The sequence below is a fragment of the Alphaproteobacteria bacterium genome (assembly GCA_017308135.1).
Taxonomy (GTDB): domain Bacteria; phylum Pseudomonadota; class Alphaproteobacteria; order CACIAM-22H2; family CACIAM-22H2; genus Tagaea.
This window is the reverse complement of sequence record JAFKFM010000010.1, coordinates 346,894-373,759: the sequence shown is the minus strand read 5'-3', so window position 1 is coordinate 373,759 and position 26,866 is coordinate 346,894. Positions and strand designations below refer to the sequence as shown.

Annotated in this window: 26 protein-coding genes; 18 read left to right on the top strand and 8 right to left on the bottom strand. The window is 65.1% G+C overall.

Annotated features, from left to right (window positions below):
* Window positions 1-26 precede the first annotated feature (26 nt).
* The 6 genes from J0H39_18635 to pobA form a co-directional block, all read right to left on the bottom strand.
* Complete coding sequence (locus J0H39_18635) at window positions 27-749, bottom strand: ABC transporter ATP-binding protein (GenBank protein ID MBN9498775.1); 723 nt, start codon at window positions 747-749, stop codon at window positions 27-29.
* A complete protein-coding gene (locus J0H39_18630) occupies window positions 730-1,494 on the bottom strand; it encodes an ABC transporter ATP-binding protein (protein MBN9498774.1) in 765 nt (254 codons plus the stop codon). Before J0H39_18630 ends, J0H39_18635 begins: the two co-directional genes overlap by 20 nt.
* Entirely contained in the window at window positions 1,491-2,507 is a 1,017-nt protein-coding gene (locus J0H39_18625; GenBank protein ID MBN9498773.1) for a branched-chain amino acid ABC transporter permease, read from the bottom strand. Before J0H39_18625 ends, J0H39_18630 begins: the two co-directional genes overlap by 4 nt.
* Window positions 2,504-3,367 carry a branched-chain amino acid ABC transporter permease gene (locus tag J0H39_18620; GenBank protein ID MBN9498772.1) on the bottom strand — a complete coding sequence of 288 codons (864 nt, stop codon included), beginning with the start codon at window positions 3,365-3,367 and terminating at the stop codon, window positions 2,504-2,506. The genes J0H39_18625 and J0H39_18620 overlap by 4 nt, the downstream gene beginning before the upstream one ends.
* Before the next feature lie 63 nt (window positions 3,368-3,430).
* Window positions 3,431-4,624 carry an ABC transporter substrate-binding protein gene (locus J0H39_18615; GenBank protein ID MBN9498771.1) on the bottom strand — a complete coding sequence of 398 codons (1,194 nt, stop codon included), beginning with the start codon at window positions 4,622-4,624 and terminating at the stop codon, window positions 3,431-3,433.
* 41 nt (window positions 4,625-4,665) lie between these two features.
* Window positions 4,666-5,838 (bottom strand): 4-hydroxybenzoate 3-monooxygenase, encoded by a 1,173-nt coding sequence (pobA, locus tag J0H39_18610; GenBank protein ID MBN9498770.1) that lies wholly within the window; start codon window positions 5,836-5,838, stop codon window positions 4,666-4,668.
* 123 nt (window positions 5,839-5,961) lie between these two features.
* Between pobA and J0H39_18605 the strand changes: the two genes are divergently transcribed.
* The 16 genes from J0H39_18605 to J0H39_18530 all read left to right on the top strand — a co-directional run bounded on the left by J0H39_18605 (window position 5,962) and on the right by J0H39_18530 (window position 22,253).
* Window positions 5,962-6,837, top strand: a complete 876-nt coding sequence (locus J0H39_18605) for a helix-turn-helix domain-containing protein (GenBank protein ID MBN9498769.1) — start codon at window positions 5,962-5,964, stop codon at window positions 6,835-6,837.
* Window positions 6,838-7,006: 169 nt separating this feature from the next.
* Window positions 7,007-7,699: a GntR family transcriptional regulator gene (locus J0H39_18600; protein ID MBN9498768.1), complete on the top strand. Its 693-nt coding sequence runs from the start codon at window positions 7,007-7,009 to the stop codon at window positions 7,697-7,699.
* A complete protein-coding gene (locus tag J0H39_18595; protein ID MBN9498767.1) occupies window positions 7,696-8,886 on the top strand; it encodes an aminotransferase class V-fold PLP-dependent enzyme in 1,191 nt (396 codons plus the stop codon). The genes J0H39_18600 and J0H39_18595 overlap by 4 nt, the downstream gene beginning before the upstream one ends.
* Window positions 8,883-9,299, top strand: coding sequence for a PaaI family thioesterase (locus J0H39_18590; GenBank protein ID MBN9498766.1), 417 nt, complete (start codon window positions 8,883-8,885; stop codon window positions 9,297-9,299). The genes J0H39_18595 and J0H39_18590 overlap by 4 nt, the downstream gene beginning before the upstream one ends.
* On the top strand, window positions 9,296-9,928 hold the full coding sequence (locus tag J0H39_18585; protein MBN9498765.1) for a VOC family protein: 633 nt from the start codon (window positions 9,296-9,298) through the stop codon (window positions 9,926-9,928). The genes J0H39_18590 and J0H39_18585 overlap by 4 nt, the downstream gene beginning before the upstream one ends.
* 3 nt (window positions 9,929-9,931) lie before the next feature.
* Window positions 9,932-10,945: an SDR family NAD(P)-dependent oxidoreductase gene (locus J0H39_18580; GenBank protein MBN9498764.1), complete on the top strand. Its 1,014-nt coding sequence runs from the start codon at window positions 9,932-9,934 to the stop codon at window positions 10,943-10,945.
* A gap of 110 nt (window positions 10,946-11,055) precedes the next feature.
* Window positions 11,056-12,600 (top strand): ABC transporter substrate-binding protein, encoded by a 1,545-nt coding sequence (locus J0H39_18575; protein MBN9498763.1) that lies wholly within the window; start codon window positions 11,056-11,058, stop codon window positions 12,598-12,600.
* A 24-nt stretch (window positions 12,601-12,624) separates the two neighbouring features.
* Window positions 12,625-13,563, top strand: a complete 939-nt coding sequence (locus J0H39_18570) for an ABC transporter permease (GenBank protein MBN9498762.1) — start codon at window positions 12,625-12,627, stop codon at window positions 13,561-13,563.
* Window positions 13,560-14,435 carry an ABC transporter permease gene (locus J0H39_18565; protein ID MBN9498761.1) on the top strand — a complete coding sequence of 292 codons (876 nt, stop codon included), beginning with the start codon at window positions 13,560-13,562 and terminating at the stop codon, window positions 14,433-14,435. The genes J0H39_18570 and J0H39_18565 overlap by 4 nt, the downstream gene beginning before the upstream one ends.
* A complete protein-coding gene (locus tag J0H39_18560) occupies window positions 14,435-15,421 on the top strand; it encodes an ABC transporter ATP-binding protein (protein ID MBN9498760.1) in 987 nt (328 codons plus the stop codon). Before J0H39_18565 ends, J0H39_18560 begins: the two co-directional genes overlap by 1 nt.
* On the top strand, window positions 15,418-16,359 hold the full coding sequence (locus J0H39_18555) for an ABC transporter ATP-binding protein (protein MBN9498759.1): 942 nt from the start codon (window positions 15,418-15,420) through the stop codon (window positions 16,357-16,359). Before J0H39_18560 ends, J0H39_18555 begins: the two co-directional genes overlap by 4 nt.
* A gap of 8 nt (window positions 16,360-16,367) precedes the next feature.
* The gene (locus J0H39_18550) at window positions 16,368-17,462 is read left to right on the top strand and encodes a prolyl oligopeptidase family serine peptidase (GenBank protein MBN9498758.1); all 1,095 of its coding nucleotides are present in this window, start codon (window positions 16,368-16,370) and stop codon (window positions 17,460-17,462) included.
* Window positions 17,459-18,214, top strand: coding sequence for a creatininase family protein (locus J0H39_18545; protein MBN9498757.1), 756 nt, complete (start codon window positions 17,459-17,461; stop codon window positions 18,212-18,214). Before J0H39_18550 ends, J0H39_18545 begins: the two co-directional genes overlap by 4 nt.
* Window positions 18,211-19,686: an FAD-binding protein gene (locus J0H39_18540; protein MBN9498756.1), complete on the top strand. Its 1,476-nt coding sequence runs from the start codon at window positions 18,211-18,213 to the stop codon at window positions 19,684-19,686. The genes J0H39_18545 and J0H39_18540 overlap by 4 nt, the downstream gene beginning before the upstream one ends.
* Window positions 19,687-19,698: 12 nt before the next feature.
* Window positions 19,699-21,210, top strand: coding sequence for an acyl--CoA ligase (locus J0H39_18535; protein MBN9498755.1), 1,512 nt, complete (start codon window positions 19,699-19,701; stop codon window positions 21,208-21,210).
* Complete coding sequence (locus tag J0H39_18530; protein ID MBN9498754.1) at window positions 21,207-22,253, top strand: hypothetical protein; 1,047 nt, start codon at window positions 21,207-21,209, stop codon at window positions 22,251-22,253. The genes J0H39_18535 and J0H39_18530 overlap by 4 nt, the downstream gene beginning before the upstream one ends.
* Here J0H39_18530 and J0H39_18525 read toward each other — a convergent pair.
* A complete protein-coding gene (locus J0H39_18525; GenBank protein ID MBN9498753.1) occupies window positions 22,250-22,894 on the bottom strand; it encodes an aspartate/glutamate racemase family protein in 645 nt (214 codons plus the stop codon). The genes J0H39_18530 and J0H39_18525 overlap by 4 nt on opposite strands.
* 125 nt (window positions 22,895-23,019) lie before the next feature.
* On the opposite strand from J0H39_18525, the gene J0H39_18520 reads away from it, so the two are divergent.
* Window positions 23,020-24,615: a peptide chain release factor 3 gene (locus tag J0H39_18520; GenBank protein ID MBN9498752.1), complete on the top strand. Its 1,596-nt coding sequence runs from the start codon at window positions 23,020-23,022 to the stop codon at window positions 24,613-24,615.
* On the top strand, window positions 24,615-25,499 hold the full coding sequence (locus J0H39_18515; GenBank protein MBN9498751.1) for an aminotransferase class IV: 885 nt from the start codon (window positions 24,615-24,617) through the stop codon (window positions 25,497-25,499). Before J0H39_18520 ends, J0H39_18515 begins: the two co-directional genes overlap by 1 nt.
* A 3-nt stretch (window positions 25,500-25,502) precedes the next feature.
* Here J0H39_18515 and J0H39_18510 read toward each other — a convergent pair whose 3' ends face one another.
* The gene (locus tag J0H39_18510) at window positions 25,503-26,774 is read right to left on the bottom strand and encodes a D-tagatose-bisphosphate aldolase, class II, non-catalytic subunit (protein MBN9498750.1); all 1,272 of its coding nucleotides are present in this window, start codon (window positions 26,772-26,774) and stop codon (window positions 25,503-25,505) included.
* Between the last annotated feature and the right edge of the window lie 92 nt (window positions 26,775-26,866).

The following is a 26,866-nucleotide window of genomic DNA, read 5'->3' as shown; positions in this document are numbered from 1 at the left end:
CTCCCCCTCCCCGTCGCGCGGACGGGTCAATGCCCGCCCAGACCGCCAACACCGATATGCCGTTCGACGGCGGCGGTGTCGCGGCGCAGATCGTCGCATCGGCCGGACCATACGACCCGGCCGCGTTCCAATACCAGCGCCATTTCGCCGAACTCGAAGGCGAGTTCAAGGCGCTGTTCGACCAATAGAATCGTCATTTCGCCGGTCGCGGCCAAGCGGTCGATCGCCGCCATCACCGCATCGCAAATCACCGGCGCCAAGCCTTCCAGCGGTTCGTCGAGCAGCAGCACACGCGGCTTGCCCAAAATCGTGCGCGCCATCGACAGCATCTGCTGTTCGCCGCCCGACAATTGCGCGCCGAGATTGCGCCGGCGCTGCGCCAGCCGCGGAAACAATTCGTAGGCCTCGTCGATCGCCGCGCGCGGGCGGCTTTTGAGACCCGCGATCAGATTCTCCTCGACCGTCAGCGTGCGGAAGATCTCGCGGGTTTGCGGCACGAGGCCGATCCCGCCCAGGGCGCGCGACGACGGGCCTTGCGCCGACACGCTTTGCCCGTCGATCCGGATATCGCCCGTGAAGCGGCGGCAGAGCCCCATGATCGCCGCCATCAGCGTCGACTTGCCCACCCCGTTGCGCCCGAACACGCAAAGCCGTCCGCCCGCCGGCACCGTGAAGGACACGTCCTCCAGCACTTGCGAGCGCGCATAGCCCGCGCCGAGGCCGGCGATCTCAAGCGTCGCGGCTTGCATGGCCGTAGCTCCCCAGATAGGCCGCGCGCACCTGCGCATCGCGCGCCACATCGGCGGGCGCGCCATCGAACACGAGTTCGCCCGCCACCAGCACCGCGACGCGCTGGGCGAAGCGCATTACCAGATCCATGTCGTGATCGATCATCAGTACCGCCAGCGTCGGCGGCAAGTTTTCGAGCGCTTGTTCGATGCGCGGCACGTCGGACGACGCGACACCGGCCGCCGGTTCGTCCAGCAGCAGCACCTTGGGCTGGTGCGCCAGCGCGATGGCAAGCTCGACCAAACGCTGCTGGCCATAAGCGATCTCGCCCACTTTGCGGCGCATCGCGTCGCTCAAGCCCAACGCCGCGAGGATTTCATAGGCTTCGTCGTTGGCGGCGGAATCGCCGCCGAACCGTGCCAGGATGCGTGTCGCCTTTCCGGTGCGGCGCAGGATCGTCATCACGACGTGATCGGCCGGCGTCATGTCGGCGAACAGCCGCGTGACTTGGAACGTGCGCACCAGGCCGCGCGTGACGCGGGCGACGGTGTCGAGGCGCGTGATGTCCTCGCCCGCCAGAGCGATGCGCCCCGCATCGGGCGCCAAATGCCCGGTGACGAGATTCACGAACGTCGTCTTCCCCGCCCCGTTGGGCCCGATCAACGCGACGCGATCGCCTTCGGCCAAACGCATCGACACGTCGCGATTGACGCTCAAGCCGCCGAAGCTTTTGGTGATACCGGCGACGTCGAAGACAGCGCTCATTGCCGCGTCTCCGATTTACCGCCGAACAAACGGCGTTGGAGGTCGTCGAGCCCGCCCGCGAGGCCGCGCGGGGCGACCAGCACGACGCCGATCATCAAACCGCCGATCACGGTCATCCAATGGAACGGGTTGATCGCGGCGACCATGTGTTCGACCATCATGAAGGCGACCGTGCCGCCAAGCGCGCCGTAAAGCGAGCCCACGCCGCCCAGCGCCAGCATCACCAGCGCGTTGGCCGACAATTCGAACGACACGCCGTCGAGCCCGACGACTTGCGTCGCCAGCATGCCGAGCGCGCCGCCGATACCCGCGATGGCGCCCGAGATCGCGTACATGCGCAGCAGCACCAGGCGGATCGCCACGCCGAGCGATTCGACGCGCACCGGATCTTCCTTCGCCCCCCGGCACAGCATGGCGAAGGGCGAGCGCGCGACGATCGCCAGGATCGCCAAAACGGCGATCAGCAGGAAGATCGCAAACAGATAGGCGCTGCGGCCCCATAGATCGAAGGCGAACACGCCGAAAATCGGAGCCGGCATCATTCCGGCCAAACCGTCGCTGCCGCCGGTATAGGCCGACGCTTTGTTCGCCCCTTCCTGCACGAGTTGGACGAAAGCGATCGACAGCACGAGTTGCGGCAATCCATGCGTGCGCAGCAGCACCGCGCCCATCGCGATCCCCGCGACCGCCCCTGCACCCGCGCCGATCATGACCAGCAAGAACGGATCGGTGATCCCGGCGCGCAAACACACGATTCCGGCGGCATAGGCGCCGATCCCGTACAGCGCCGCATGGCCCAAGGTCGCCACACCGCAGAAGCCGACGACCAGATCGAGCGACAGCACCAGCAGCGCGATCGATACGATGCGCGTCAGCAAGGCGAGGCTGTCGGGGAACAAGTAATAACCCGCGATGCCGCCCGCGAAGACGACGAGAATGCCGTAAGCGTCGCGCTTATACGCGGGCCAAGCTCCGCGCGCCGCGTCCGACAAGGGGGGATGGCGCATCGTCATCGCGCGCGTCCCATCAAGCCGTTGGGATAGGCGAAGATCACGACAATGACGCAAAGATAGAAGAAGAAATTGCCGAAATCGGGCACGAGATAACGGCCCGTCACGTCGATGGCGCCGAGCAGCAGGCAGGCAAGCAGCGAGCCGACGATCGAGCCCGCCCCGCCGACCGAGACGACCACCAGGAAGGTCACGATATAGCGCAGCGCGTAGAACGGCTCGATCGGCAGGAACTCCGCCCCCACCGCCCCGCCGAACGCCGCCAGCGCCGTCGCGACGACATAGCAGCCCAGGAAATAGGCGTTCGTGCGCACGCCCAGTGCCCGCGCCATGTCGGGCTTTTCGATCGCCGCGCGCAGCTTGATGCCCAGCGTCGTGTATTCGATCGCGATCCACAATGCCGCGACCACGACGATGCCGCTGGCGATGACGAACAGCCGATGGCCCGCGATGCTGCGAAAGCCGATATCGACCGGCGTGGCCAGGATCGGCGGCAGCGGGATCGTTTTCAGCGTCGGGCCCATCAAATAATTGACGATGCCGATGGCGGCGAAGGCGATGCCCACCGTCATCAGCACCTGCATCAATTCGGGCTTGCCGTAAATGCGCCGGTAGAGCAGCGGCTCCAGCGGCAAGGCGATTAGAACCGTGCCGAGAACCGCCAGCGCGATTCCGGCGAAATAGCCGAAGCCCAGCTGCATCGTCGCGTAGGAGGCGAGATAGCCCCCGATCATCGCGAAGGCGCCGTGGGCGAGATTGACCACGCGCATCAAGCCCATCATCAGCGACAAACCGATGCAGATGATGAACAACGCCATCCCGTAGGCGACGGCGTCGACCGCGATGCTGAAGAACGTGATCATATCGACGTGGTGATCCTCGCACGAAGCCGGGACGGCATTCGCCGCCCCGGCCGCACGCCGTGCTTACTTCGCCAGACCCGGATCGCCTTGTTCGGGGAAGCTCTGAATCTCCTTGTTGATCCACTTGCCCGTGGCGTCCTTGGCGACTTCGCGCAGATAGATCGTCTGCGTGATGTGGCGGGTTTCGGCGTCGATCTTCACCGGCCCGCGCGGACTTTCCCACGCCATGCCCTTGACCGCCGCCACGGCCTTGGCCGCTTCCTGCTTGCCGGCGGTCGCTTCGATCATCTTGGCGATCACGCGCATGCCGTCATAGGCGCCGACGGCCGGGAACGACAATTGATTGACGTCGCCCAGCGCTTTTCCCGCCGCCTCGACGAAGGCGCGGTTGACGGCCGAGTCATGCGACACGGCGTAGTGGAAGCCGGTCAGCATGCCCGAAGCCGCCTCGCCCAACGCCGGCAGGTCGGATTCCTGCGTGAGGTCGCCGGTCGAGAAGAAGCGAATACCCGCCTGGCGCAAACCGGCGTCGTTGAACGCCTTGACGAAACCCAGCGTGGGCGGGCCCGACGGCAGGAAGGCGAACAAGCCTTCCACGCCCGCACCGCGCACACGCTGCATGATCGGGCTGAACTCGTTCGTGGTCATCGGCATGCGGATCGATTCCGCGACCTGCCCGCCCGCCGCCTCGATCGCCTTCTTGAAGGCGTTCTCGGCGTCGATACCGGGACCGTAGTCGCTGACCACGGTGATGAATTTCTTGGTGCCGCGTTCGATCGCGGCCTTGCCCAGCGGCGTGGTCGTCTGCGCCGTGGTGAACGATGTGCGCACGACCAGCGGCGACGAATTCATGATCGCCGAGGTCGCGGCGTTGAAGATGACCAGCGGCACGTTCGCTTGTTCGAGCAGCGGCGTGATCGCCAGCGCGTCGGGCGTGAAGTAGACGCCGCCGAGATACTGCACCTTCTCGCGCACGATCAGTTCCTGCGCCAGCGCGCGCGCCTGCTGCGGATTGGCGCCGGGCAAATCGCGATAGACGATCTCGATCGTATGCCCGGCGACGTTCTTGCCGTTCTGCGCCAGATAGGCTTCCACGCCTGCTTGGAAATTCTTGCCCTGCAACGCGAACGGGCCCGAATACGGCCCGATGATGCCGACCTTGATCGTGTCGGCCTGCGCCGCACCCGCAGCGCCCGCCGCCAGCATAGCGACCGCGGCGCCGAAGCGCTTCAGCCGCGAGACGATTGTTTTCGACATGGGGGTTCCTCCTTTTTTGTCGTCGTTGGCGCCGGGTGGCCTCAATAGGGCAGCCCGACGTAATTTTCGGCCACCGCCGACGCCGCGTGAGTCGACTGCGCAATGTAGTCGAATTCCGCTCGGCGCACCCGGCGATCGAAGGGCGTTTCACCGGGAAACAAGTGTAAAAGCCCGGTCATCCACCACGAAAAACGCTCGGCCTTCCAAACCCGCGCCAAAGCGCGCGCCGAATAGGCGTCGAGCCCGGCATCGGACCGGTCGAGATAATGCTCGCGCAACGCGTCGAACAGATAGCGCACGTCGCTGGCCGCGAGGTTGAGCCCCTTCGCCCCCGTTGGCGGGACAATATGCGCGGCATCGCCCGCCAGGAACAATCGGCCGAAGCGCATCGGTTCGGCGACGAAACTGCGCAAGGGCGCAATGCTCTTCTCGATCGAGGGTCCGGATTTGACATGGGCCGCAACATCGGCGGGCACGCGCCGGCGCAATTCGTCGAAGAAGCGGTCATCCGACCAATCTTCGAGCTTCTCGTCGAGCGGCACTTGCACGTAATAGCGGCTGCGCGTGGGCGAGCGCATCGAGCACAGCGCGAAGCCGCGTTCGCCGCTGGCATAGACGAGCTCGTGTGCCGCCGGTGCCGTGTCGACCAGCACGCCGAGCCAGCCGAAGGGATAGACGCGCTCGAACTCCTTCAACACGCTTGGCGGTGCCGAGGCGCGCGACACGCCGTGATAACCGTCGCAGCCCGCGATGAAGTCGCAGGTCAGTTCCTTGGCCACACCGTCTTGGACGAAGGCGACGCGCGGGCTGGCGCCATCGAAATCGTGGAGCGTCACGTCTTCGGCTTCGTAGATTGTGATGCCGCCAGCGCGTTTGCGCGCGTCCATCAGATCGGCGGTGACTTCGGTTTGGCCGTAGACGGTGACGGCCTTGCCGCCGGTCAACCCGGCGATGTCGATGCGATGCGACGCTTCGTCGAAGGCGATCGAAAATCCTTCGTGGATCAGGCCGTGCTTGGCGAGTCTTTCGCCCGCCCCGGCCTCGTGCAGAAGATCGACCATGCCGCGTTCGAGCACGCCCGCCCGGATGCGCGAGAGCACGTAATCGGCGCTGCGCCGTTCGAGAATGACGTTGTCGATACCGGCAAGCGTCAGCAACTGCCCGAGCAACAGGCCCGAAGGCCCGGCCCCAATGATGGCGACTTGCGTGCGCATGCGATGCCGTGTCCTCCCCGCCGCTTCGATGCGGCCTTGGAACGCATAGTGGTTGTGAATTCGGCTTGACCGCAATGGAGCATTCGATCAGCCTCTTGGACAAATCGAACATAAGGCGGCCCCATGCGCGACCAGGCGATCCCCGCTTTCTGGCTGTACGGCGAACGGCGCGATGACCGTTTCCCGGACGCGCTGCATATCGAAACGCTGGAGCTGCGCAGTGCGGCCTATAACTGGCGGATCCAGCCGCATCGCCATCACGACATGTTCCAGTTCATGCTCGTCGAAAAGGGCGGCGGCGAAACGCGCGTCGATGGGCGCGCGTTCCCGCTGAAGCCGGGCACGGCCGTGTTGCTGCCGCCGTTGACGGTGCATGAATTCAAGTTCCGCGCGGGCAGCGACGGGTTCGTCGCCAGTGCGGCGCGCAATACGATGCTGCGCCTGCTGAAAAACGAACCGGCGGCGGCGGCGATCCTGTCCCAGCCTTCGGTCGCCGCGATCCCGCGCAACGATCCGGCTTTGCGCGATCTGGGCGCCATCATGCGTTCGGCCCTCGCCGAATTCGCCGGCGGCCGGGCCAATCGCGATTTCGCCCTGTCGGCCTATGCCGAGTTGATCGCGATCTGGTTCGCGCGCGCGGTGCGCCGCCATGTCGCCGGCGGCGATCTTGCCCCGGCCCCGCGCGCCGATCTCGTGCGCCGTTTCATCGAGATGGTCGAAGCGTCGTTCCGCACCCATAGACCGCTGACCGACTATGCCCGCGCGCTTGGGGTTTCGACCACGCATCTGACCCGGACTTGCCGCCAGATCGTCGGCCGGTCGGCGACCCAGATCATGCAGGAACGATTGATGATCGAGGCACGCCGCGACCTGGTCTACACGGCGCTATCGATCTCCCAGATCGCCTTCCAGCTCGGCTTCTCGGACCCGGCCTACTTTTCCCGGTTTTTCGCTACCCATGCCGGGACATCGCCGAAAACCTACCGGATGAGCGGCTAGACTCGGCGCCATCGGCTTGGAATCGCGCGGGTTTTACCGTCTGAATTGGCGTTCGAAAGGAACAGATTTTCTGCCGATGCACTTTAGGTATTCAAGTCAAGTATATGATTTTAAATAAGTAAAAGAATCCCTCTTTTTCTGGTTCTGAATTTTATCCAATATCCAATCAATGAACAGGGCGGCTATAGAGCAGATCGTCACACGGGGCGGCAGCCGGCATCGGACGGCGACCCAATTCGTCGTCGATTGCCTGCGCGAGGCAATCGCGACCGGCGCCCTGTCCGAAGGCGAAGCCCTGGTTCAGGATGAAATCGCCGCCGCACTGGGCGTGAGCCGTACGCCGATCCGCGAAGCTCTGCGCCTGCTCGAGGCCGAAGGCTGGATCGATTTCCTGCCCCATCGCGGCGCCGTGGTGTCGACCCTGTCCGCCGACGAGATCCGCCAGATTTTCGAGATCCGCTTCGCGCTCGAATCCCTCGCCTTGCGCCAATCCGTTCCGTTGCTGGTGCCGGCCGATTTCGACCGCCTGGCGGCGATATTGCGCGCCATGGACGGCGAAACGGATGCGGGCGCATGGCTCGCCTTGCACCGCGAATTCCATATGGGTCTCTACGCCCATGCCAACGAGCGCCTGCGCCGCCTGATCGAAGAACAGCACGATGCCGTCGAGCGCTATTTGCGCATCGAATTCGTCGCGATGAACACCGCCGACGACGACAGCGCCGAACACAACGCGATCCTGACCGCGTGCCGTCACGCCGATATCGATGCGGCGATCCGCCTGTTCGAACCGCATATCGTGGGCGGCGGGGCCGATCTCGCCGACGCGCTCGACCGCCGGCGGAAAGGAATGGCGGCATGAGCCTCGACATCGCCCGCTTGCGCGCCGATACGCCCGGCACGGCCGAACTGATCCATTTCAACAACGCGGGCTGCGCTTTGCCGCCGCGCGCCGTCGTCGACGCGATGACGGATTATCTGCGCCTGGAAATGGAGATCGGCGGCTATGAAGCCGCCGCACGGATGCAAGCGCGGTTGGATCGTCCTTATGCCGCGCTCGCCACGCTGCTGAATGCGCAACCCGACGAAATCGCCGTGCTGGAAAATGCGACGCGCGCCTGGGACATGGCGTTCTATGCCGTGCGGATGGCGCCGGGCGACCGCGTGCTGACGACGCGCACGGAGTATTGCAGCAACTATATCGCCTTCCTGCAGCGCGCCCGGCGCGACGGCATCGAAATCGACGTGGCGCCCAGCCTCGACAACGGCGATGTCGACCTCGCCGCGTTCGAGAATCTGATCGGCCCGCGCACCAAGCTGATCGCGATCACCCATGTCGCGACCAGCGGCGGCCTGGTCAATCCCGCCGCGGCGATCGGTGCGATCGCCAAGCGCGCGAAATTGCCCTATCTGCTCGATGCCTGCCAATCGGTCGGCCAAATGGCGATCGACGTCGAAGCGATCGGCTGCGACATGCTGTCGGCGACGGCGCGCAAATTCCTGCGCGGGCCCCGGGGCATCGGCTTCCTTTACGTGCGCCGCTCGATGCTCGACCTTCTCGATCCGCCCTTCCTCGACGATTTCGCCGCCGATTGGTACGCCGACGGCGATTACCGTCTGCGCGCCGACGCGCGCCGCTTCGAAACGCCCGAATGCAGCTTCGCCGCGAAGGTCGGTTTCGGCGTGGCGCTCGACTACGCGCTTGCTTTGCCGATGGCGGCGATCGAAACGCGCGTCGCGTCGCTCGCGGCAGCGTTGCGCGCGCGCCTTGCCGATGTGCCCGGGGTGACGATCCAGGATCGCGGCACACGGCGCTGCGGCATCGTCACCTTCACCAAGGCGGGCATCCCCGCCCCGGCGCTCAAGGCCAAACTCGCCGAGCGAAAGATCAACGTCACCGTCTCGGTCGCGGAAGCCACGCGCCTCGATCTCATTCCGCGCGGCATCGATAAAATGATCCGCGCCTCGGTCCATTACTACAACACCGAGGACGAGATCGCGCGCTTCGCCGAAGCCGTGGAAGCCATGGCATTGGAGCACGCGCGATGACCGACGCCGCCAAATTGCGCGCTTTGATGGCGTCGTCGCCTTTCCACGATTTCCTCGGGCTCGAATTGCTCGACCTCGACCCCTCGGGGCCGTCGGTGACGCTCGGCGCCAAATGGCGGCCGGGCTTCGAGCGCGAACCGGGGTCCAAGCAATGGCATGGCGGCGTGCTGGCCGCGGTGATCGACGTCGCCGGCGCTTACGCAGCCTTCGCCAAAACCGGGCGCGGCTTGCCGACGGTCGATCTGCGCATCGACTATATACGGCCCGCCATCGACACCGATCTGCGCGCCGAAGCGAAGGCGCTGCGCGCCGGCCGCACGCTCGGCACGGTCGATGTAGCGCTGCGCGACAAGAACGGCGCGATCGTCGCCGCCGGGCGCGGCACATACTTCACCCAAACGGTGTCCGCATGACCGTCTTTCTCGATCATATTCTGTGGGGCACGCCGGATCTTTCCGCCGGCGAGAAACTGTTCGAACAGCTTTCGGGCGTGAAGCCCGGACCCGGCGGCATCCATGAAGGCTTCGGCACGCGCAATGCGCTGCTGTCGATGGGCGACCAGCTGTTCTTTGAAATTATCGCGCCCGATCCCGCACAAAATTTGAACGGCAATCGCGGCGGCCGTCTGGCAAAACTCGCCGGTCCGGGACTCACGGCACTTAGCGTGCGTTCGGACGATCTGCCCGCGATGGAAGCAGCGGCGAAGAAGCTGGGGCTGCCGGTGCGCGGGCCTATTCCCGGCGGGCGCACGCGCGGCGACGGCGTGCGGCTCCATTGGGAAATCCTCTATTTCGGCGAAGGACAGGATGCGGACATGATTCCCTTCGCAATCGATTGGAAAGGCTCGCCGCATCCGGCGGGCACCACGCCGGGCGGCATCGGCTTCAAATCGGTCGTCGCCTTGCATCCCGATAGCGAACGTCTGTCGGCGATCTACACGGCGCTTGGCATTCCGGTGCCCGTATTGCGCGGCGATCGCGCCGGCTTCCAAGCCGTGCTGACGAGCCCGCGCGGCGACATCACCTTGACGACGGCGGCCTGACCCATGCGCGCCGTCGTCATCCACGAACATGGCGGGATCGATCGGCTGACCTACACGCCGGATTATCGCGATCCGCCGTTCGGCGAAGGTGACGTGCTGGTGCGCGTGCGCGCCTGCACGCTGAATTATCACGACGTGTTCACACGGCGCGGCATGCCGGGCATCAAGATTCCGCTGCCGCTGATCATGGGCATCGACGCGGCGGGCGATATCGCCAAAGTCGGGCCGGGCGTGACCGATTTCAAACCGGGCGACCGCGTGCTGATCGATCCGATCAACCGCGTCGAACGCGGCTTCATGGGCGAAACCTTCGACGGCGGTCTCGCCGAACTAGTGCGCGTGCCCGCCCATATGTGCATTCCCCTGCCCGCGTCGATCGGCTATGCCGAGGCGGCGGCGTTGCCCACCGCCTACGGCACCGCGCATCGCATGATCCTGGATCGCGGTAAGCTGAAAGCGGGCGAGACGATCCTGATCCTGGGTGCGTCCGGCGGTGTGGGCACATGCTGCGTGCAACTCGCCAAGCGCGCGGGCGCCAAAGTCATCGTCGCCGCGTCGAGCCAGGACAAGCTCGATCGCCTGAAGACGCTCGGGGCCGATATCGGCATCGACTACGCGACGCAGGATTTCGTCGCCGAATGCCATCGCCAATTCGGACGTGCACGCGTGGCGAAGAAAGACGAAGGCGGGATCGATGTCGTGGTGAACTTCACCGGCGGCGATACCTGGACTAAAGCGCTGCGCGTTCTGCGCCGCGACGGACGCATGCTGACTTGCGGCGCCACGGCCGGCTACGACCCCAAAGAAGATATTCGTTACATCTGGACGTTCGAGCTGAACATCGTCGGCTCCAACGGCTGGTCGCGCGAGGACGTCACTGCGCTGCTCGCCATGCTGGGCGACGGCACGTTGGAGCCCGTGCTGCATCCCGAGAGATTCCCGCTGGAACGCGCAGCCGACGCGATGCGCGTGCTGGAGGAACGCAAGAGCTTCGGCAAAGTGGTGATCGAGCCATGACCGCGACGCTCGCGCGCATTGACCGACTTCCGCGTCCGGTCCAATCTTTGCTTGCAACCGTATTCATCATCATCCCGGGCGCTTGCGCCCATAAATAACGGAGAGCCGCGATGAGAGTCCTCGCCAAAGCCTTCGCCGGGTTCCTCATGCTCGCGGCGGTCGCCACCGCCGCCGACGCGAAGACCCTGCGCATCAACGTGACCGGCGATCCCGCGATGCTGGATCCGATCACCTATTCCGAACTCGTGGCCGGGCGCGTGCTGCGCAACGTCTACGAAGGTTTCACCGATTTCACGCCGGACGGAAAGATCGTCAACGTGCTGGCGGAATCCTGGACCGCCCTGCCGGGCGAGCACGGTTTCCGCTTCAATCTGCGCAAGAACGTGAAGTTCCATTCGGGCCGCGCCTTCACGGCCAAGGACGTGAAATACACGCTCGAGCAGCTTGCCGCACCCGACACCAAGGCCGGTATCGGCGCGGGTTACGTCGCGCGCATCGTCGGCATCGAGGATGTGAAGGGCGGCAAGACCAAGGACCTTTCGGGCGTGAAGATCGTCGACGATCACACGATCGAGATCCGTTTCACCAAGCCCGACGTTCTGTTCCCGATCTATCCGATCTGGTTCATGGATTCCGGCATCGTCGCCGACAAGGGCGCCGATTGGGTGCGCACGGTTTCGGCCGGCACGGGCCCGTTCAAGTTCAAGGAATGGCGCCGCGGCGCCTTCGTCGAAATCGACGCCAACAAGGATTACTGGGGCAACAAGGCGAAGATCGACGCCGTGCGCTTCCTGGTGATCCCCAACGGTGACACGGCGCTGGCGCAGTACGAAGCGGGCGAGCTCGACGTGCTCGACGTGCAGGAAAGCACCATCCGCCGCGTGATGCGCGACGCGAGCAAGGAAAAGGAACGCCAGGTCGTGCCGCGCGCACAGTCGCGCTTCCTCGCCATGAACCCGCTGGTCTACGCGCCGTTCAAGGACAAGCGCGTGCGCGAAGCGATCTCGCTGACCATCAACCGCGACGGCATGATCCGCGGCTTCTACGACAACGCGGCCTTCCAACTGCACGGCATCACCACACCGGGCGTGGCGGGCTATTTCAACGATCTGCCCAAGCCCAAATACGATCCGGAAGCCGCAAAGAAGCTGCTGGCCGACGCGGGCTTCCCGGGTGGCCGCGGCCTGCCGCCGATCGACATCTCGTCCACCGCCGTGTTCAAGGACGAGCTGACCTACTACGCCAACGAGTTGAACCGCACGCTGGGCATGCAGGTCAACGTCAACGTCGTCGAGCGCGCCACGTTCATCCGCGCGATGAACGCGGGTGAGGTCGCGTTCTTCCCCTGGGGCTGGACCTCCGGCTATCCGGACGCGATGTATTACCTTGAGCAGATGTGGCACTCGAAGAGCCCGTATAACCGCGGCCGCTGGTTCAACGCGAAATACGACGCGCTGATCGACGAAGCGACCGCGACGGTCGACGACGCCAAGCGCTTCCAACTCTACCGTCAGGCGGAGATGGTCTACATCGACGATGTGGGTGCCGCCCCGCTGCCGATGGTGGCGGCGATCGCGCTGGTCAAACCGAACGTCACGAACGCGCGCGCCACGCCGTTCGGCTTCGACCGCTTCGTGTTCGCCGAGATCAAGTAAGGTCAGGGAAAGGGGCCGGCCAAGATGCTGCGTTTCGTCGCATGGCGTTTGGCCGGCCTCGTTCCCGTTCTCGGGATCGTGTTGGTGGCGACCTTCCTCGCCACCTACGCCCTGCCGGGCGATCCCGTTCTGGTGATGCTCAGCGACCACTCGTCCAACGTCGAGATGGCGAACCGCCTGCGGGCGGAATACGGGCTCGACCAGCCGCTATGGAAGCAGTTCTTCAACTACATCGCCGGCGTCGTCGTCGGCGATTTCGGCATGTCCTATCGTTACGTGCGCATCCCGGTCGTCGAGGTGCTGTCCGACGGGATCAAAATCAGCCCGATCCTCGCCCTCGCCGCATTGGCCGCCGCCGCCGCGATCGGCATCGGGGCGGGTATCCTCGCCGCGATCAAGCGCAATTCCGGCGTCGATACCGCGATCATCCTTATTCTCGTCGCCGGGCTGTCGATCCCGAACTTCGCCTTCGCGACGTTCTTCGTCTATATCTTCTCGATCAAAATGGGGGCCCTCCCCGTGGCGGGCTGGGGCCGGATCGATCAGGCGATCCTGCCCGTCGCGATCCTCGCCATCCCTTCCGCCGCCTATATCGCGCGCCTCACCCGCACCTTCATGCTGGAAGTGCTGGGCCAGGATTACATCCGCACCGCGCGCGCCAAGGGCCTCGCCGAGCGCGTGGTGATCGCTCGCCATGCGCTGCGCAACATCCTCGTGCCGCTGCTCACGTCGATGGGCATCATCTTCGGCGGGCTTATCAGCGGCACGTTCGTCGTCGAGACGATCTTCAATATCCCCGGCCTCGGTCGGCTCGCGATCGATTCCGTCTTCGCGCGCGACTATCCCGTCGCGATGGCGATCGTGATGCTGTTCACCGCCTTCTTCGTGCTCATCAACCTCGCCGTCGACGTCGCCTACGCGATCATCGATCCCCGCATCCGGCAGCGCATGGGGGTGAAATGACCGCCGCAACGCAAACGACCCAGTATCCGCTCGACGGCTGGCGCTTGGTGCTGCGCCGCCTTGCCCGCCAGCGCAATGTGCTGATCGGCGGCGCCATCGTGTTCTTCGTCGTCCTCGTGGCGATCTTCGGCCCTTCGTTGATGATGCACTCGCCCGAGGAAACCGATCTTTTCAATCCGTGGTCGCCGCCGACCGCCCAAAACCCGCTCGGCACCGACAAGCTCGGCCGCGATATTTTGAGCCGACTTGTCTACGGGGCGCGCGTCTCCCTGCTGGTCGCGGGCGCGGTACTGGCGATCACGCTGACCGTCGCCGCCATCCTCGGCATGATCGCGGGCTATATGGGCGGGCGGATCGACGCCTTCCTGATGCGCTTCGTCGATATCATGCTCGCCTTCCCCGAAGTCGTGATCGCCATCCTGATCGCGTCGATGATCGGCTCGGGCGTGCTGACCGTCATCATCTCTCTGGCGCTGGTCTGGTGGCCTGGCGTCACACGCCTCACGCGATCTTTCGTGCTGGTGATCCGTGAAGAACTTTATATCGACGCCGCGATCGTCGCGGGCACGCCGACCTGGGCGATCTTCCTGCGCCATCTCCTGCCGAATATCGCCGCCCCATTGCTGGTGCGCGCTTCGGTCGGCGTGGGCTTCATCGTGATGGCGGAAGCGACGCTCTCTTTCCTCGGCCTCGGCATTCAGGAGCCAGTCCCCAGCTGGGGCGGCATGATCCGCGACGGCCTGCCCGCCTTGCGCACCGATCCCTATCTCGCGATTTTCGGCAGCCTGGCGCTGGGCATCACGATCATCGGCTTCAATCTGCTGGGCGACGGCTTGCGCGATGCCCTCGATCCCAAGCTGCAGGGCCGCTGATGGAAACGCCGATCGTCGCCATCGAAGGACTCAGCGTCACTTTCGCCACCGAAAGCGGCAAGCGCGAAGTCTTGCGCGACGTCAGCTTCGCCGTGCCGGCAGGCGAAGTCGTCGGCGTGGTCGGCGAAAGCGGCTCGGGTAAGTCGGTGACCGCGCTGGCCGTCATGGGCCTGCTCGGCGCGCAAGGCGCGATCACGACGGGCCGGATCATGTTCGACGGCCAGGATTTGGCGCGCCTGGATGCCAAAGCGTTCCAGAAGATTCGCGGCAAACGCATCGGCATGATTTTTCAAGAGCCGATGACCAGCCTCAACCCGCTGCTGACCGTCGGCTTCCAAGTCGCCGAAGTGCTGCAAGCGCATCTCGGCATGGACGCAAGTCAAGCGCGCGTCGAAGTCGTCAAATGGTTCGGGCGCGTGGGCATTCCCAACCCGGATCGGCGCTTCGACGAGTTTCCGCACGCATTGTCGGGCGGCATGCGCCAGCGCGTGATGATCGCGATGGCGATGGCCTGCCGCCCCGCCTTGTTGATCGCCGACGAGCCGACGACCGCGCTCGACGTGACGATCCAGGCGCAAATCTTGGCGCTGATGAACGAGCTGCGCCGCGACTACGGCACGTCGATCCTGTTGATCACCCACGATATGGGCGTGATCGCGCGCATGTCGAACCGCGTGGTCGTGATGTATGCGGGCGAGGTCGTGGAGACGGGTAGCGTGCGCGACGTGCTGAAGGCGCCCGAACACCCGTATACGCGCTTGCTGCTGGCGGCGATGCCGACCGCGCGCAAACGCGATACGCATCTGCCTTTCATTCCCGGCACGATGCCCGCCCCCGGCAATCTGCCGCGCGGCTGCCGCTTCCATCCGCGCTGCCCCGATGTGCAGCCCGGCTGTTCGCAGGCCGAGCCCGCCTTGATCGAAAGCGCCATGGGCCGTTCGATCCGCTGCCCGATCGCCGTCGGCATAGCGGAGGCCGCACGATGAATCCTATCCTCGAGGTCGAAAATGTCGGCCGCAATTTCGAAAGCCCCGGCCTCAGCCCGCTGATCGCGGTCGACGGCGTCAGCTTCAAACTCGCGAGCGGCGAGACGCTGGGCATCGTCGGCGAGTCCGGCTGCGGCAAAAGCACGCTCGCACGCATGGTACTGAAGCTGCTTTCGGTCAGTGCCGGCCGTATCCGCTTGGACGGTGCCGATATCACCGATCTGCCGGAAGCGCAGATGCGGCCCTTGCGGCGCGGCATCCAAGCGGTGTTCCAGGATCCGATGTCGTCGCTTAACCCGCGCATGCGCGTACGCGACATCGTCGCCGAACCGATGCGCGCGGCTGGCATCGACGCCGCGACGCGCGAAGCCCGCGTGCGCGAAATGCTGTCGATCGTTGGTCTGCCCGCCGACGCGGCCGAACGCTATCCGCACGCCTTCTCCGGCGGGCAGCGCCAGCGTATCGCGATCGCGCGTGCGCTTGCTTCTTCGCCCAAACTCGTGGTGTGCGACGAAGCGACCTCGGCGCTAGATGTCTCAGTTCAAGCGCAAGTGTTGAATCTTCTGGGCGAGCTTCGTGCGCGCTACGGCCTGTCGATGCTGTTCATCTCGCACAATCTCGGCGCCGTGCGATACATCGCCGATCGCGTCGCGATCATGTATCTGGGCCGCATCGTCGAGATCGGCCCCGTCGGCGCAATTTTCGACAAGCCCGCGCACCCCTACACCGAAGCGTTGATCGCGGCCGTGCCCGAGCCCGATCCCGATTTACCGGTACCCGACACGTTGATGGGCGAAATCCCGAACGCGCGCGAGCGGCCCTCGGGCTGCCATTTCCATCCGCGCTGCCCGAAAGCCCAAGCTCGCTGCCGCGTCGAAGACCCCGCCTTGGTGGCGGGCAACGACGGCCGCCAGATCCGCTGCCACTTCCCGAACTGAGGTTTCCCATGCCGATCGTCGAACGCACGCATTATTACGCCAAGCCCGGCAAGGCGGCGGACGTGCTGGCGATCCGCCGGCGCGCGTGCGCGGTCCGCCGCGCGATCGGTTTGGCGGCGGGCCGCGTTTTCGTGCGCGTCGATGCCGGCGCAGGCCGCGTGCCCGACGTCACTTGGGAATGCGAATTCCCGACCAAGGCGGCGCATCAAGCCGATCTCGACGCGCGCGCGGCGAGCCCCGATTTCGAGGCCGTGCGCAAAACGATGGGGGCCGCGATCGACGGGTTCGATCGCGTGATCGTGGCCGAGGACGATGCGGCTTTGCCCAGCGGCATGCGCCCCACATCGCTGCATGCCCTGCCGATCGTGCCGCGCGAGATCAAGTTCAAATCGGACGGGCGCGAACTCGCCGGCTATCTCTACCTGCCGCCGGGCGACGGCCCCTTCCCGTGCATGGTGCTGAACCACGGCAGCGGCATAAATCAAGGCACCCTCGACGTCAGCCGCCCTGGCACGGCTTCGACGTTGATGTCCTGGGGGATCGCCTCGTTCCTGCCGCATCGGCGCGGTTACGGCAATTCGCCCGGCGCCCCGTGGCGCGAGGACGTGAAGGCCGAATTCGGCACCGACGAATACGACGACCAGCTCGCCACGCGCCTCGACCGCGAAAGCGACGACGTAATCGCGGCGCTGGCGACCGTCGAAGCCCTGCCGGAGATCCGTAAGGATCATATCGGCGTGATGGGCTCGTCCTTCGGCGGCACGAACACGCTGTTCGCCGCGTCGAAATGCGACCGCTTCCGCTGCGCGATCGACTTCGCGGGGGCGGCGATGAATTGGGACCGCACGCCGCGCTTGCGCGAAACGATGATCGCCGCCGCCAAGAAGGTGACGATGCCGCTGTTCCTGATCCAGGCGGAGAACGATTATTCGATCCGCCCGACCAAGGAAATCGCGGCGGCGCTGGCGGGCAATGGCCGCGTCGTGTGGTCGAAAATCTATCCCGCCTTCGGCTTCCTGCCGTGGGAAGGCCATCTGTTCGAAAGCACGGCCCAGAATTTCTGGGGCCCGGACATCCATCGCTTCCTGGAGCTTTACCTATGACCGACACCAGCCGCGCTTGGATCGAAAATCTGACTTGGCCGGAAGTCGCGGCCAAGATCGAATCTTCAACCGTGCTGATTCCGATCGGTGCACGCGCCAAGGAGCACGGGCCGCATTTGCCGATGCAGACCGATTATCTGGTCGCGCGCGCGCTGTGCGATGGTGTCGCCAAGTCGCTGCCCGTGCTGATCGCGCCGGTCGTCGATTTCGGCTACTACCCCGCCTTCGTCGAATATCCGGGCAGCCAACATCTGCGGCCCGAGACGTTTCAGGCCGTGCTGCACGACATCATCGACGGTCTGATCCGTCACAAGGCGAAGAACATCGTCATCGTCAATACGGGCGTGTCGACCGAAGGCCCCGTGACGGTCGTGGTGCGCGAAACGCTGGAACATAAGAACGTGCGCATTCCGGTCGCGCATATCCGCGCGCTGGGTAACGCCACGCGCGGCATGATGAGCCAGAAGCTCGGCGGCCACGCCGACGAGATGGAAGCCTCGCTGATCCTGGCGATCGCACCCGAGCTTGCGCATATCGACCGCGCGGTCGAGGATTACGGCAACGCGCTGAACGAACCGAAGACCGTATTCTACGTGCCCACGATTTTCCGCGGGAACGCTAAGGCGACCCCCGATTATAGCGTCTCGGGGGCGCGCGGCGACCCGCGCGGCGCCACGCTCGAGAAAGGTCGCGCTACGCTCGACGCGATGGTCGCCGATCTGGTCGACGGATTGCGCAAGCTCGGTCTATGACCCACGACTACGACGTTATCGTCGTCGGCTTCGGTTTCGCCGGCGGTGTCGCCGCCATCGAGGCGCATGATGCCGGCAAGCGCGTGCTGCTGGTCGAGAAAAACGCGATCCCCGGCGGCATCTCGGTCTGCTCGGCCGGCGGATTGCGCATCGCCAAGGATGCCAACGACGCGATGAGCTATCTCGTCGCCACCAATGGCGGCACGACGCCAGAGCCCGTTCTGAAAGTCCTCGCCGACGGCATGACGACGCTGGCGGATTACGCCCGCACGCTGAGTACGCCCGTCGGCGGCGCGATCGGCCTGAAGCCCAATTCCGGCAATTATCCCCTGCCCGGCTATAAGACGTTCGGCTTCGCCTATGTCGAAGCGCTCGACGGGTTCGACGTCGCGCGCGATTACGCGCATGTACGCGGCGCCGTTGAAGGGGCGCGGCTGTTCGAGGTCGTGCGCCGTAATGTCGCCAATCGCAAGATCGACGTGAAACTCGCCACGCGCGTCGAACGCTTGGCGAAGACCGGCGACCGCGTGACCGGGATCGTTGTCGCGGGCAAGACGATTGCGGCGAAATCGGTCGTACTCGCCTGCGGCGGGTTCGAAGCCGATCCCGAGATTCAGCGCCAGCATTGGGTGCTGAAGCCGGTGCTGTCGGCGGCCGTCGATTTCAATACCGGCGACGGCTTGCGCATGGGCCAAGCCGCCGGCGCCGGGCTTTGGCATATGTGGCATTACCACGGCTCCTACGGCCTCAAGCATCCGGACCCGGATTACAAATTCGGCATCCGCGTGAAGCGCCTGCCCGATTGGAACAATGCCGAAGGCTTGCGCGGCGACGTGACCATGACCTGGATCCTGCTGGATCAAGACGGCCATCGCTTCATGAACGAGTACGAGCCCTATATGCAGGACACAGGGCATCGGCCGTTCGAGCATTACGACACCTCGCGCCAGAAGTTCCCGCGTGTGCCCGCGATTATGCTGCTCGATGCGGAAGGCCGTGCGCGCTATCCGATCAGCGCGCCGACCTGGAACGACGCGTCGGTCGCCGCGAAATTCGGCAAGCACACGCCGCGCGATCTCGATGCGGCGATTTTCGCCGAGGACGAGACGCTCGACGCCGCCGCCGCGCGTCACGGGATCGATGCCGCCGCGTTGAAGCGCAGCGTCGATGCCTGGAACGCGGCCTGCGACGCGGGGAATGACGCGGCCTTCGGCCGCCCCGCGGGATCGATGCTGCCGATCCGCAAAGGGCCGTTCTCGACCGCCAAAGTCTGGCCGGTCGTGTCGAACACCCAAGGCGGCTTGCCGCACGATCCCGAGCAGCGCGTGCTCGATCCCTATGGCGCGCCGATCCCGGGGCTTTACGTCGCGGGCGAACTCGGCAGCGTGTTCGGCCATCTCTATCTCTCCGGCGGCAACATCGCCGAAAGCTTCGTCGGCGGGCGCATCGCCGGCCGCAACGCCGCCGTTTAAGGAAACGAAACCATGCCCATCCCGTCGCGCAATCTCGGTCGCTGTTTCGACGCGAACGCCGCCCCCGACAAGATCGCGATCGTCGAATTGCGCGATCCCGCCAATCCGCGCGCGATCACCTATCGCGAACTCGACGAGAAGTGCAACGCCGTCGCGCGCGGCTTGTTGAAGCGCGGCTACAAGCGCGGCGACCGGATCGGCATTCTGTCGCTCAATCGGCTCGAATATCTCTACGCCTATTTCGGCACGATGCGCGCCGGCCTCGTCTCGGTGCCGATCTCGTTCAAGCTGGGCGCCGACATCGTCAAACACATCTCCGACGACGCGCAATTGAAGGCCGTGTTCCACGACACCGACCGCATTCCGGTCTGCCCGCCGGGTGTAACGCGCATCGGCTACGACGATGGCGGGTTCGACGCATTGCTCGATCCCGGCCCCTTCGACACGGTCGAGCCCGCGCCCCGCGAACTCGCGATGCTGCTCTATACGTCGGGCTCGACCGGCATGCCCAAGGGCGTGCTGCTGTCGCACGACTCCCAGCGCTGGTCGATGGAAACGGCGGCGAAGCTCTATGGCGAGCGTTCGCATCATCGCTATATCGTCGGCGCGCCGATGTTCCATATGAACGCGACGATCAGCGTCAAAGGCGCGCTTGCCTCCGGCGCGTCGATCGTCTTTCTGCCGGCGTTCGACGCGAAAGTCTACGCGCGCGCGATCCAAGACCATCGCGTGACATGGCTCACCTCCGTGCCGACGATGCTCGCCCTCGTCGCCAAGGAAAAAGAGTTGCTCTCCACACTCGACTTTTCCTCCGTCACGAACGTGACGATGGGCTCGGCGCCGCTGACCCAAGCGCTGATCGACAAGATCCAGGCGCTATTCCCCAAGGCGCTGATCAACAACAGCTACGGCACCACCGAAGCGGGCCCCGCGCCGTTCGGCATCCATCCAAACGGGATCCCGCGCCCGTCGCTCGCCTGCGGCTATCCGGTCCCCGGCAGCGAAGCGGAATTGCGCGAAGGCCCGAACGCCGACGAAGGTGTTCTTTATATGCGCAGCCCCATGATGATGGAGGGCTACAACAATCTGCCCGAGAAGACCGGCGCCGTGCTGAAGGACGGCTGGTATCGCTCGGGTGATATTTTCCGCCGCGACAAGGACGGGTTCTTCTATTTCATCGGTCGCGCGGACGACATGTTCGTGGTCGGCGGCGAAAACGTCTGGCCGGGCGAAGTCGAACGCCTGCTGGAGCGCATGCCGGGTGTGCACCAGGCTTGCGTGGTGCCGGTCCCCGACGACATCAAAGGCGCGATCCCCTTCGCTTTCGTCGTGCCCTCGCCGGGCGCTTCGCCAACCGAAGCGGAGATCAAGCAATTCGCGCTCGCCAACGGCCCGGCCTACGCGCATCCGCGTTTCGTATCTTTCCGGAATGAAATCCCGCTCGCGGCGACGAACAAGCCTGATCGTAAAAAGCTGATCGCCGAGGCCGAGGGCTTGTCGAAGGGCAAGCGGCCGACGCTATGACGATCCGCCTCCCCGACCTTCGCTTGGACGTCGATGGCGCCTATGGCGATGCGAGTTTCGCGACGCGGCTCGCCGCGATCAGCCGCGACATAACGCCCGACAGCTACGGCGAAGGCGCGTTGATCCGCGAATGCGAAGCGAAGCTCGCCAAGGCGCTGGGCAAGGAACGCGCGGTGATCTTCGCGACCGGCACGCTCGCCAATTTTCTGGCGCTCGACCGGCTCTGCGGGCGCGATGCGCGGCGCGTATTGCTGCATCCCGACAGCCATATCTTGAACGATACCGGCGACTCCCTGGTCGCCGGTGCGGGTATTACTCCCATTGTGGCCGCGACGACCGGGCCCGGTTTCGCCGCCAAAGCGTTGACCGATGCGTTGGCGCGCGCGCAGGACGGCAAGGTCCGTCGCAGTATCGGCGCCCTCGTCATCGAAACGCCGGTGCGTCGCCGCCACGGCGAAATGTTCCCCGCCGCGCAAATGGAAGCGGTGATCACCGCCGCGAAGAAAGCGGGCGTCGCGTTGCATTTGGATGGTGCGCGCTTGCCCATCGCATCGGCCGCGCGCGGCATCGCGATGGCGGATTTCGCCGAGCCCTTCGACACGGTCTATTTGTCGCTGTGGAAGATGCTGGGCCTGCCCTTCGGTGCGGTCCTGGCGGGGCCCGCCGCCTTGCTCGACGGCATCGAGCGCGACCGGCGCTTGCATGGTGGCGCCTTGCCGCAATTCTGGCCGATCGCGGCGTTGGTCCTCGCCGAACTCGACAAGCTGGAGCCCAACTGGGCGCGCGCGATGGTTTGGCGCCAGACGTTCGAACGCGCCTTGACCGAGGCGGGCTTCGCGATCCGTCCGTCGGGCGCCGAAACCACTAGTACGTTTTGGCTGGTCACGCCCGGCCCGGCATCCGCGTTCAAAGCCGCGTGCAAGGAAGCCGGTATAATCCTGGGCGAAGCGTCGGGCGACGCCGTGCTGCTGCGCGCCAATCCGACATTGCTGGAAATCGATCCCGGCGAATTGGCCAGGCGCCTCGCCGCGATCAAGCTTTAAGCCGCGCGTTTGCGCGCGAGCCTTACGGCGGCCGGAATCGGTTCGACGATCGGCACGGCGAAACGCGGGGCGAGTGCGCGTGCCGCCACCGCCAACGGCCCGCCGCCGATCACGATGGCTTGCGCACCGTCCTGCGCGATCGACGCTTCGCACGCCGCGCCCAGCGCGGCTTCCAACGCCGGCGGATCGGCCATCAGCGCGTGAATGTCGCCCGGCGTGAGCCGCACGCCGGTGAATTGCCCGCCAAGCTTCAGCGATACGGCACGCTTGGCGATCGACTTGACCAGCAGCGGCGTGGTGGTCGCCACACCGAAGCGCCGTCCGCCTTCGCCGGCCTCCAGCATGCCGGCTTCCGCGATGCCCGTGACGGGTACGGCGCAGGATTTGCGCACGGTTTCAAGGGCGGGGTCGCCGAACGCCGCGACGATGGCGCCATCGAAACCCGTGAAATCGAACTCGGCGAACAACGCCTCCACCGCCTCGGCCGCCTTGGCGAGCATCTTCTCGTCCACGATCAAATTCACGCCGAACGCCACCGTCGCCGCGATGATCGTATCGCCGGGTGCGGCTTCGCGGGCGATCGCGGCCATCGCGTCGGTCGTGCGCGTATTGGTGTTGGGATTGACCAGCAAAAACTTCATGGCGCCGAAACGCAGCAAGCGCCATGCCAGCCCGGGCGAAGCCCCTTGTCCGCCGGGTCCGGCTGGCATAGTTTCGCCCGCCCTATACGCGCGATTCCAGGCGTCCCGCCCTCGAAGGATTTGTTTTGACCGACCCCGCCGCCGCACCCGAAGCCGGCGCGCCCCTCCCGCGGCGCACATTCGCGATCATCTCGCACCCCGACGCCGGAAAAACGACGCTGACCGAAAAGCTGCTGCTGTTCGGAGGCGCCTTGCGTCTGGCCGGTCACGTGAAGGCGCGCGGCGAAAGCCGCCGCACGAAATCCGACTGGATGGAGATCGAGCGTTCGCGCGGCATTTCCGTGTCGAGCTCGGTGATGACGTTCGAGCATAACGGCATTCAGTTCAATCTGCTCGATACGCCCGGCCACCAGGATTTCAGCGAAGACACCTATCGCATCCTGACCGCCGTCGATTCCGCCGTGATGGTGATCGACGCGGCCAAGGGCATTGAAGCGCAAACGCTGAAGCTGTTCGAAATCTGCCGCCTGCGCGACGTGCCGATCCTGACCTTCGTCAACAAGATCGACCGCGAAGGCCAAGACCCGTTCGAACTGCTGGACGAGATCGCAAGCAAGCTCGCGCTCGACGTGTCGCCGGTGCTGTGGCCGGCCGGCATGGGCGGGTTGTTTCGCGGCAGCTACGATCTGTTGCAGCATCGCTTCTACAAGCCGGGCGCCAACGGCGTATTCGCGACCGAAGAACAGCTCGAAGGTTTCGACGATCCGCGTTTGCCCGAATTGATCGGCGATGTCCGCTTGTCGGAATTCCGCGATCAGGCGGAATTGGCCCTCGCCGGATATCCCGCGCTCGATCTCGAGTCATATCGTGCGGGCCATCTGACGCCGGTGCTGTTCGGCAGCGCCTTGAAGGATTTCGGCGTCGCGCAATTGCTCGATCGCGTGGCGAATTGGGCACCCAGCCCGCGCCCGCAGCCGGCCGTCCCCGCCGCCGTCATGCCCGACGATGGCGAAGTCTCCGGCTTCGTGTTCAAGGTTCAGGCGAATACCGACCCGAACCACCGCGACCGCGTGGCGTTCATGCGCGTGTGCTCGGGCCGTTTGAAGCGCGGCATGAAGCTCAAACATCCGCGCAGCGGAAAGGCGATCTCCGTCGCCAGCCCGATCTTCTTCTTCGCGCAGGAACGCGAGGTCGCGGACGAAGCCTGGCCCGGCGATATCGTCGGCATTCCCAATCACGGCACGCTGCGCGTGGGCGATACGTTGACCGAAGGCAAGGCGCTGCGCTTCACAGGCTTGCCCAGTTTCGCGCCCGAAATCCTGCGCCGCGTGCGGCTCGACGATCCGATCCGCGCCAAGCAGATGCGCAAGGCGTTGCAGGACCTCGCCGAGGAAGGGGTCACGCGCCTGTTCCGCCCGATGCTGGGCGCCGACTGGATCGTCGGCGTCGTCGGCCAGCTGCAGCTCGACGTGCTAACCTCGCGCCTCAAAAACGAGTACGGCGTGGCGATCCATTTCGAACAAGCGCCGTTCGAAACCGCACGCTGGATTTCGTCGGACGATCCGGTCAAGCTGAAGGCGTTCATCGACGGCAACCGCTTCGCGGTAGCGGAAGACAACGACGAAGCGCCGGTCTTCATGGCGCGCAATTCGTGGGATCTTTCGCGCACGACGACCGATTGGCCGGCGATCCGTTTCAGTTCCACGCACGAGCGCGCCTGATGGCCACCGAACCCATCCTTTATTGCGACGGCGCCTATGTTCCCGAAAGCCAAGCGCGGCTTTCGGCGTTCGATTTGGGCGTGCAATTCGGCGATGGCGTCTACGAGGTCGTCTCGGCGTGGAAAGGTTTGATCTTCCGCATGGAGGATCACCTCGACCGCTTGATCGACACGCTGCATGCCGCGCGCATCGACACCGGCCTATCGCGCGAGGATTGGCGGGGGATCGTGCGCGAGACGGCGAAGCGCAACGGCCTGACGGACGCCTCGATCAAGATCATCGTCACGCGCGGCCTGCTCGCCCCCGGCAATCCGGACCCGCGCGCGGCGAAGCCCAGCGTGCGCGCTTTCGCGACACCCTACGCGCATCTCGGCACGGCGGAGCAGCGCGCGAATGGCATTCGCGTGCAGATCGGCCATCAGCGCGGCATGGCGCCCGATACGCTCGACCCGCGCTACAAACATACGTCGCGGCTGCAATACCAGCTCGCGAAGATCGAATCGCTCGAAGCCGGATACGACGATGTCGTGTGGCTGTCGTCGCAAGGCTTCCTGGAGGAAGCGCCGCGTTCGAACCTATTTCTGGTCAAGAACGGCATCTTGCGCACGCCGTCGTTGGGCGTGTTGCACGGCATCACGCGCATGACGTTCTGCGAATTGGCGGCGGAGCTGAACATTCCGGTCGAAACCGGCGCGCTGACCGCGTTCGATCTGTTCGCGGCGGACGAAGCCTTCACTTGCTCGACGTCCGGGGCGGCATTGCCGATCCGCGAAGCGGCCGGTCGTATGATCCGTGGCGGCGCCCCCGGCCCGATCACCCAAAAGCTCAACGCGCTTTATTGGACGAAGCGCGAAGCCGGTTGGCACGGCACGAAAATCGGCTGAGATCTATTCGGCGGCGGCGTAGTCGTCGAGCACGGCGAAGATCGTACCCTCGATCAACGCATCGGGCGTCGCTGGCTGGCCCGACGCACGCAATGCGCCGATTTGTGCCGGGAAAAACTGGCTAACCAGCGTTTCGGGGATCGTTGCCGCACGAAGCCGTGCGAGCATATCGCCGACCGCCTTTTCCGCCGCGGGCGTTTGCCAGTAATAGCGGATGCGGTCGCTATAGCTGAAATGCCGGTCGATGCGCTGCTTGGCGGCGTCGCCATGGCAATGGCCGCGCCAATAGCCCGGCTGCGCTTGCATGATCGCTTCCATCGCGTCGGGCAAGGATGCGGCCGGCCGGTCACGATGCAGGATCGCGTCGATGGCGTCGAGGGCGTAAAGCGCCTCGCGCAACGCGAAGGTCAAGCCCGGCCCGACCTTCAACAACGCGAAGCCGTCGCGCACCAAGGTTTGCAGCGCCGCGCGCGATTGATAATCGGTCGAGTGCGCTTCGAACACCAAACGCGGATGCCGATCGAGCACGGCGCGCAAATGCCGCGCCTTGGCGGGATAGTAGGCGACGACGTTCTCGATGCCGAACTCCACACCCGGCTGCACGACGATGCCGATCGCGCGGTCGAACGCGCCGCGCAAGCCCGCCTTGGTGAACGCGGCGTCATGCGCGGCGATGGTGCTTTCGGCCGCCGCGGTCGATGTCGGCGTTATCGTGTCGATGCGCTCGCGCGCCCCGCCCGGCGGCGGCACTTCGGTGCCGATGACATAGACCGGCGTAGGCAGACCCTGCGCATGCGCGGCTTCCTCCGCCACGGCGGCGAGGCTCGCGGCGCGCGCCGCAATGATCGCTTCCGGCACCGCTTCGCCGTCGTCGGCGCACGCCATGCTGGCGTCGAGATGGATCTTGCGAAATCCGGCGGCGGCATAAGCCGCGACCATTGCGCGCGCCTTATCCATCGCCGCTTCGGCCGGCAGCTTGGTCCACGGGTTCGGGCCCAGATGATCGCCGCCGAGAATCAATCGATCGGCGGGCAAGCCGTTTTCGGTCGCCAACGCCTCGGCACGGGCACGAAACGCCGCCGGTGTCAGGCCGGTATAGCCGCCGTCCTGGTTCACTTGATTGCACGTCGCTTCCACCAGAACGGGCTTGGACTTTGCCGCACCATGGCGGAACGCCGCCGCCAATACCTTCGAATGCGCCGAGCAAACCGACGACAAACCTTTGGGTTTGCTGGTTTTTCGGGCTTCAGCGAGAGCCATCAGGACATCGGACATGGCGGTCGGGCCTTCCAAACTTGGCGCGAAATCGACGTTTCGGCCCCTATTTCGATCACGTTGTCACTCGATTTTCATCAAAATAATTCACA

Excerpts from the sequence above, each read along its gene's own strand:
- J0H39_18510 (MBN9498750.1), bottom strand. The coding sequence starts at position 26,774 with ATGTCCGATGTCCTGATGGCTCTCGCTGAAGCCCGAAAAACCAGCAAA.
- J0H39_18620 (MBN9498772.1), bottom strand. The coding sequence starts at position 3,367 with ATGATCACGTTCTTCAGCATCGCGGTCGACGCCGTCGCCTACGGGATG.
- J0H39_18595 (MBN9498767.1), top strand. The coding sequence starts at position 7,696 with ATGAGCCTCGACATCGCCCGCTTGCGCGCCGATACGCCCGGCACGGCC.
- J0H39_18590 (MBN9498766.1), top strand. The coding sequence starts at position 8,883 with ATGACCGACGCCGCCAAATTGCGCGCTTTGATGGCGTCGTCGCCTTTC.
- J0H39_18565 (MBN9498761.1), top strand. The coding sequence starts at position 13,560 with ATGACCGCCGCAACGCAAACGACCCAGTATCCGCTCGACGGCTGGCGC.
- J0H39_18545 (MBN9498757.1), top strand. The coding sequence starts at position 17,459 with ATGACCGACACCAGCCGCGCTTGGATCGAAAATCTGACTTGGCCGGAA.
- J0H39_18630 (MBN9498774.1), bottom strand. The coding sequence starts at position 1,494 with ATGAGCGCTGTCTTCGACGTCGCCGGTATCACCAAAAGCTTCGGCGGC.
- J0H39_18560 (MBN9498760.1), top strand. The coding sequence starts at position 14,435 with ATGGAAACGCCGATCGTCGCCATCGAAGGACTCAGCGTCACTTTCGCC.
- J0H39_18570 (MBN9498762.1), top strand. The coding sequence starts at position 12,625 with ATGCTGCGTTTCGTCGCATGGCGTTTGGCCGGCCTCGTTCCCGTTCTC.
- J0H39_18585 (MBN9498765.1), top strand. The coding sequence starts at position 9,296 with ATGACCGTCTTTCTCGATCATATTCTGTGGGGCACGCCGGATCTTTCC.
- J0H39_18605 (MBN9498769.1), top strand. The coding sequence starts at position 5,962 with ATGCGCGACCAGGCGATCCCCGCTTTCTGGCTGTACGGCGAACGGCGC.
- J0H39_18615 (MBN9498771.1), bottom strand. The coding sequence starts at position 4,624 with ATGTCGAAAACAATCGTCTCGCGGCTGAAGCGCTTCGGCGCCGCGGTC.
- J0H39_18535 (MBN9498755.1), top strand. The coding sequence starts at position 19,699 with ATGCCCATCCCGTCGCGCAATCTCGGTCGCTGTTTCGACGCGAACGCC.
- J0H39_18540 (MBN9498756.1), top strand. The coding sequence starts at position 18,211 with ATGACCCACGACTACGACGTTATCGTCGTCGGCTTCGGTTTCGCCGGC.
- J0H39_18555 (MBN9498759.1), top strand. The coding sequence starts at position 15,418 with ATGAATCCTATCCTCGAGGTCGAAAATGTCGGCCGCAATTTCGAAAGC.
- J0H39_18515 (MBN9498751.1), top strand. The coding sequence starts at position 24,615 with ATGGCCACCGAACCCATCCTTTATTGCGACGGCGCCTATGTTCCCGAA.
- J0H39_18530 (MBN9498754.1), top strand. The coding sequence starts at position 21,207 with ATGACGATCCGCCTCCCCGACCTTCGCTTGGACGTCGATGGCGCCTAT.
- J0H39_18600 (MBN9498768.1), top strand. The coding sequence starts at position 7,007 with ATGAACAGGGCGGCTATAGAGCAGATCGTCACACGGGGCGGCAGCCGG.
- J0H39_18575 (MBN9498763.1), top strand. The coding sequence starts at position 11,056 with ATGAGAGTCCTCGCCAAAGCCTTCGCCGGGTTCCTCATGCTCGCGGCG.
- J0H39_18525 (MBN9498753.1), bottom strand. The coding sequence starts at position 22,894 with ATGAAGTTTTTGCTGGTCAATCCCAACACCAATACGCGCACGACCGAC.
- J0H39_18580 (MBN9498764.1), top strand. The coding sequence starts at position 9,932 with ATGCGCGCCGTCGTCATCCACGAACATGGCGGGATCGATCGGCTGACC.
- J0H39_18550 (MBN9498758.1), top strand. The coding sequence starts at position 16,368 with ATGCCGATCGTCGAACGCACGCATTATTACGCCAAGCCCGGCAAGGCG.
- J0H39_18635 (MBN9498775.1), bottom strand. The coding sequence starts at position 749 with ATGCAAGCCGCGACGCTTGAGATCGCCGGCCTCGGCGCGGGCTATGCG.
- pobA (MBN9498770.1), bottom strand. The coding sequence starts at position 5,838 with ATGCGCACGCAAGTCGCCATCATTGGGGCCGGGCCTTCGGGCCTGTTG.
- J0H39_18625 (MBN9498773.1), bottom strand. The coding sequence starts at position 2,507 with ATGACGATGCGCCATCCCCCCTTGTCGGACGCGGCGCGCGGAGCTTGG.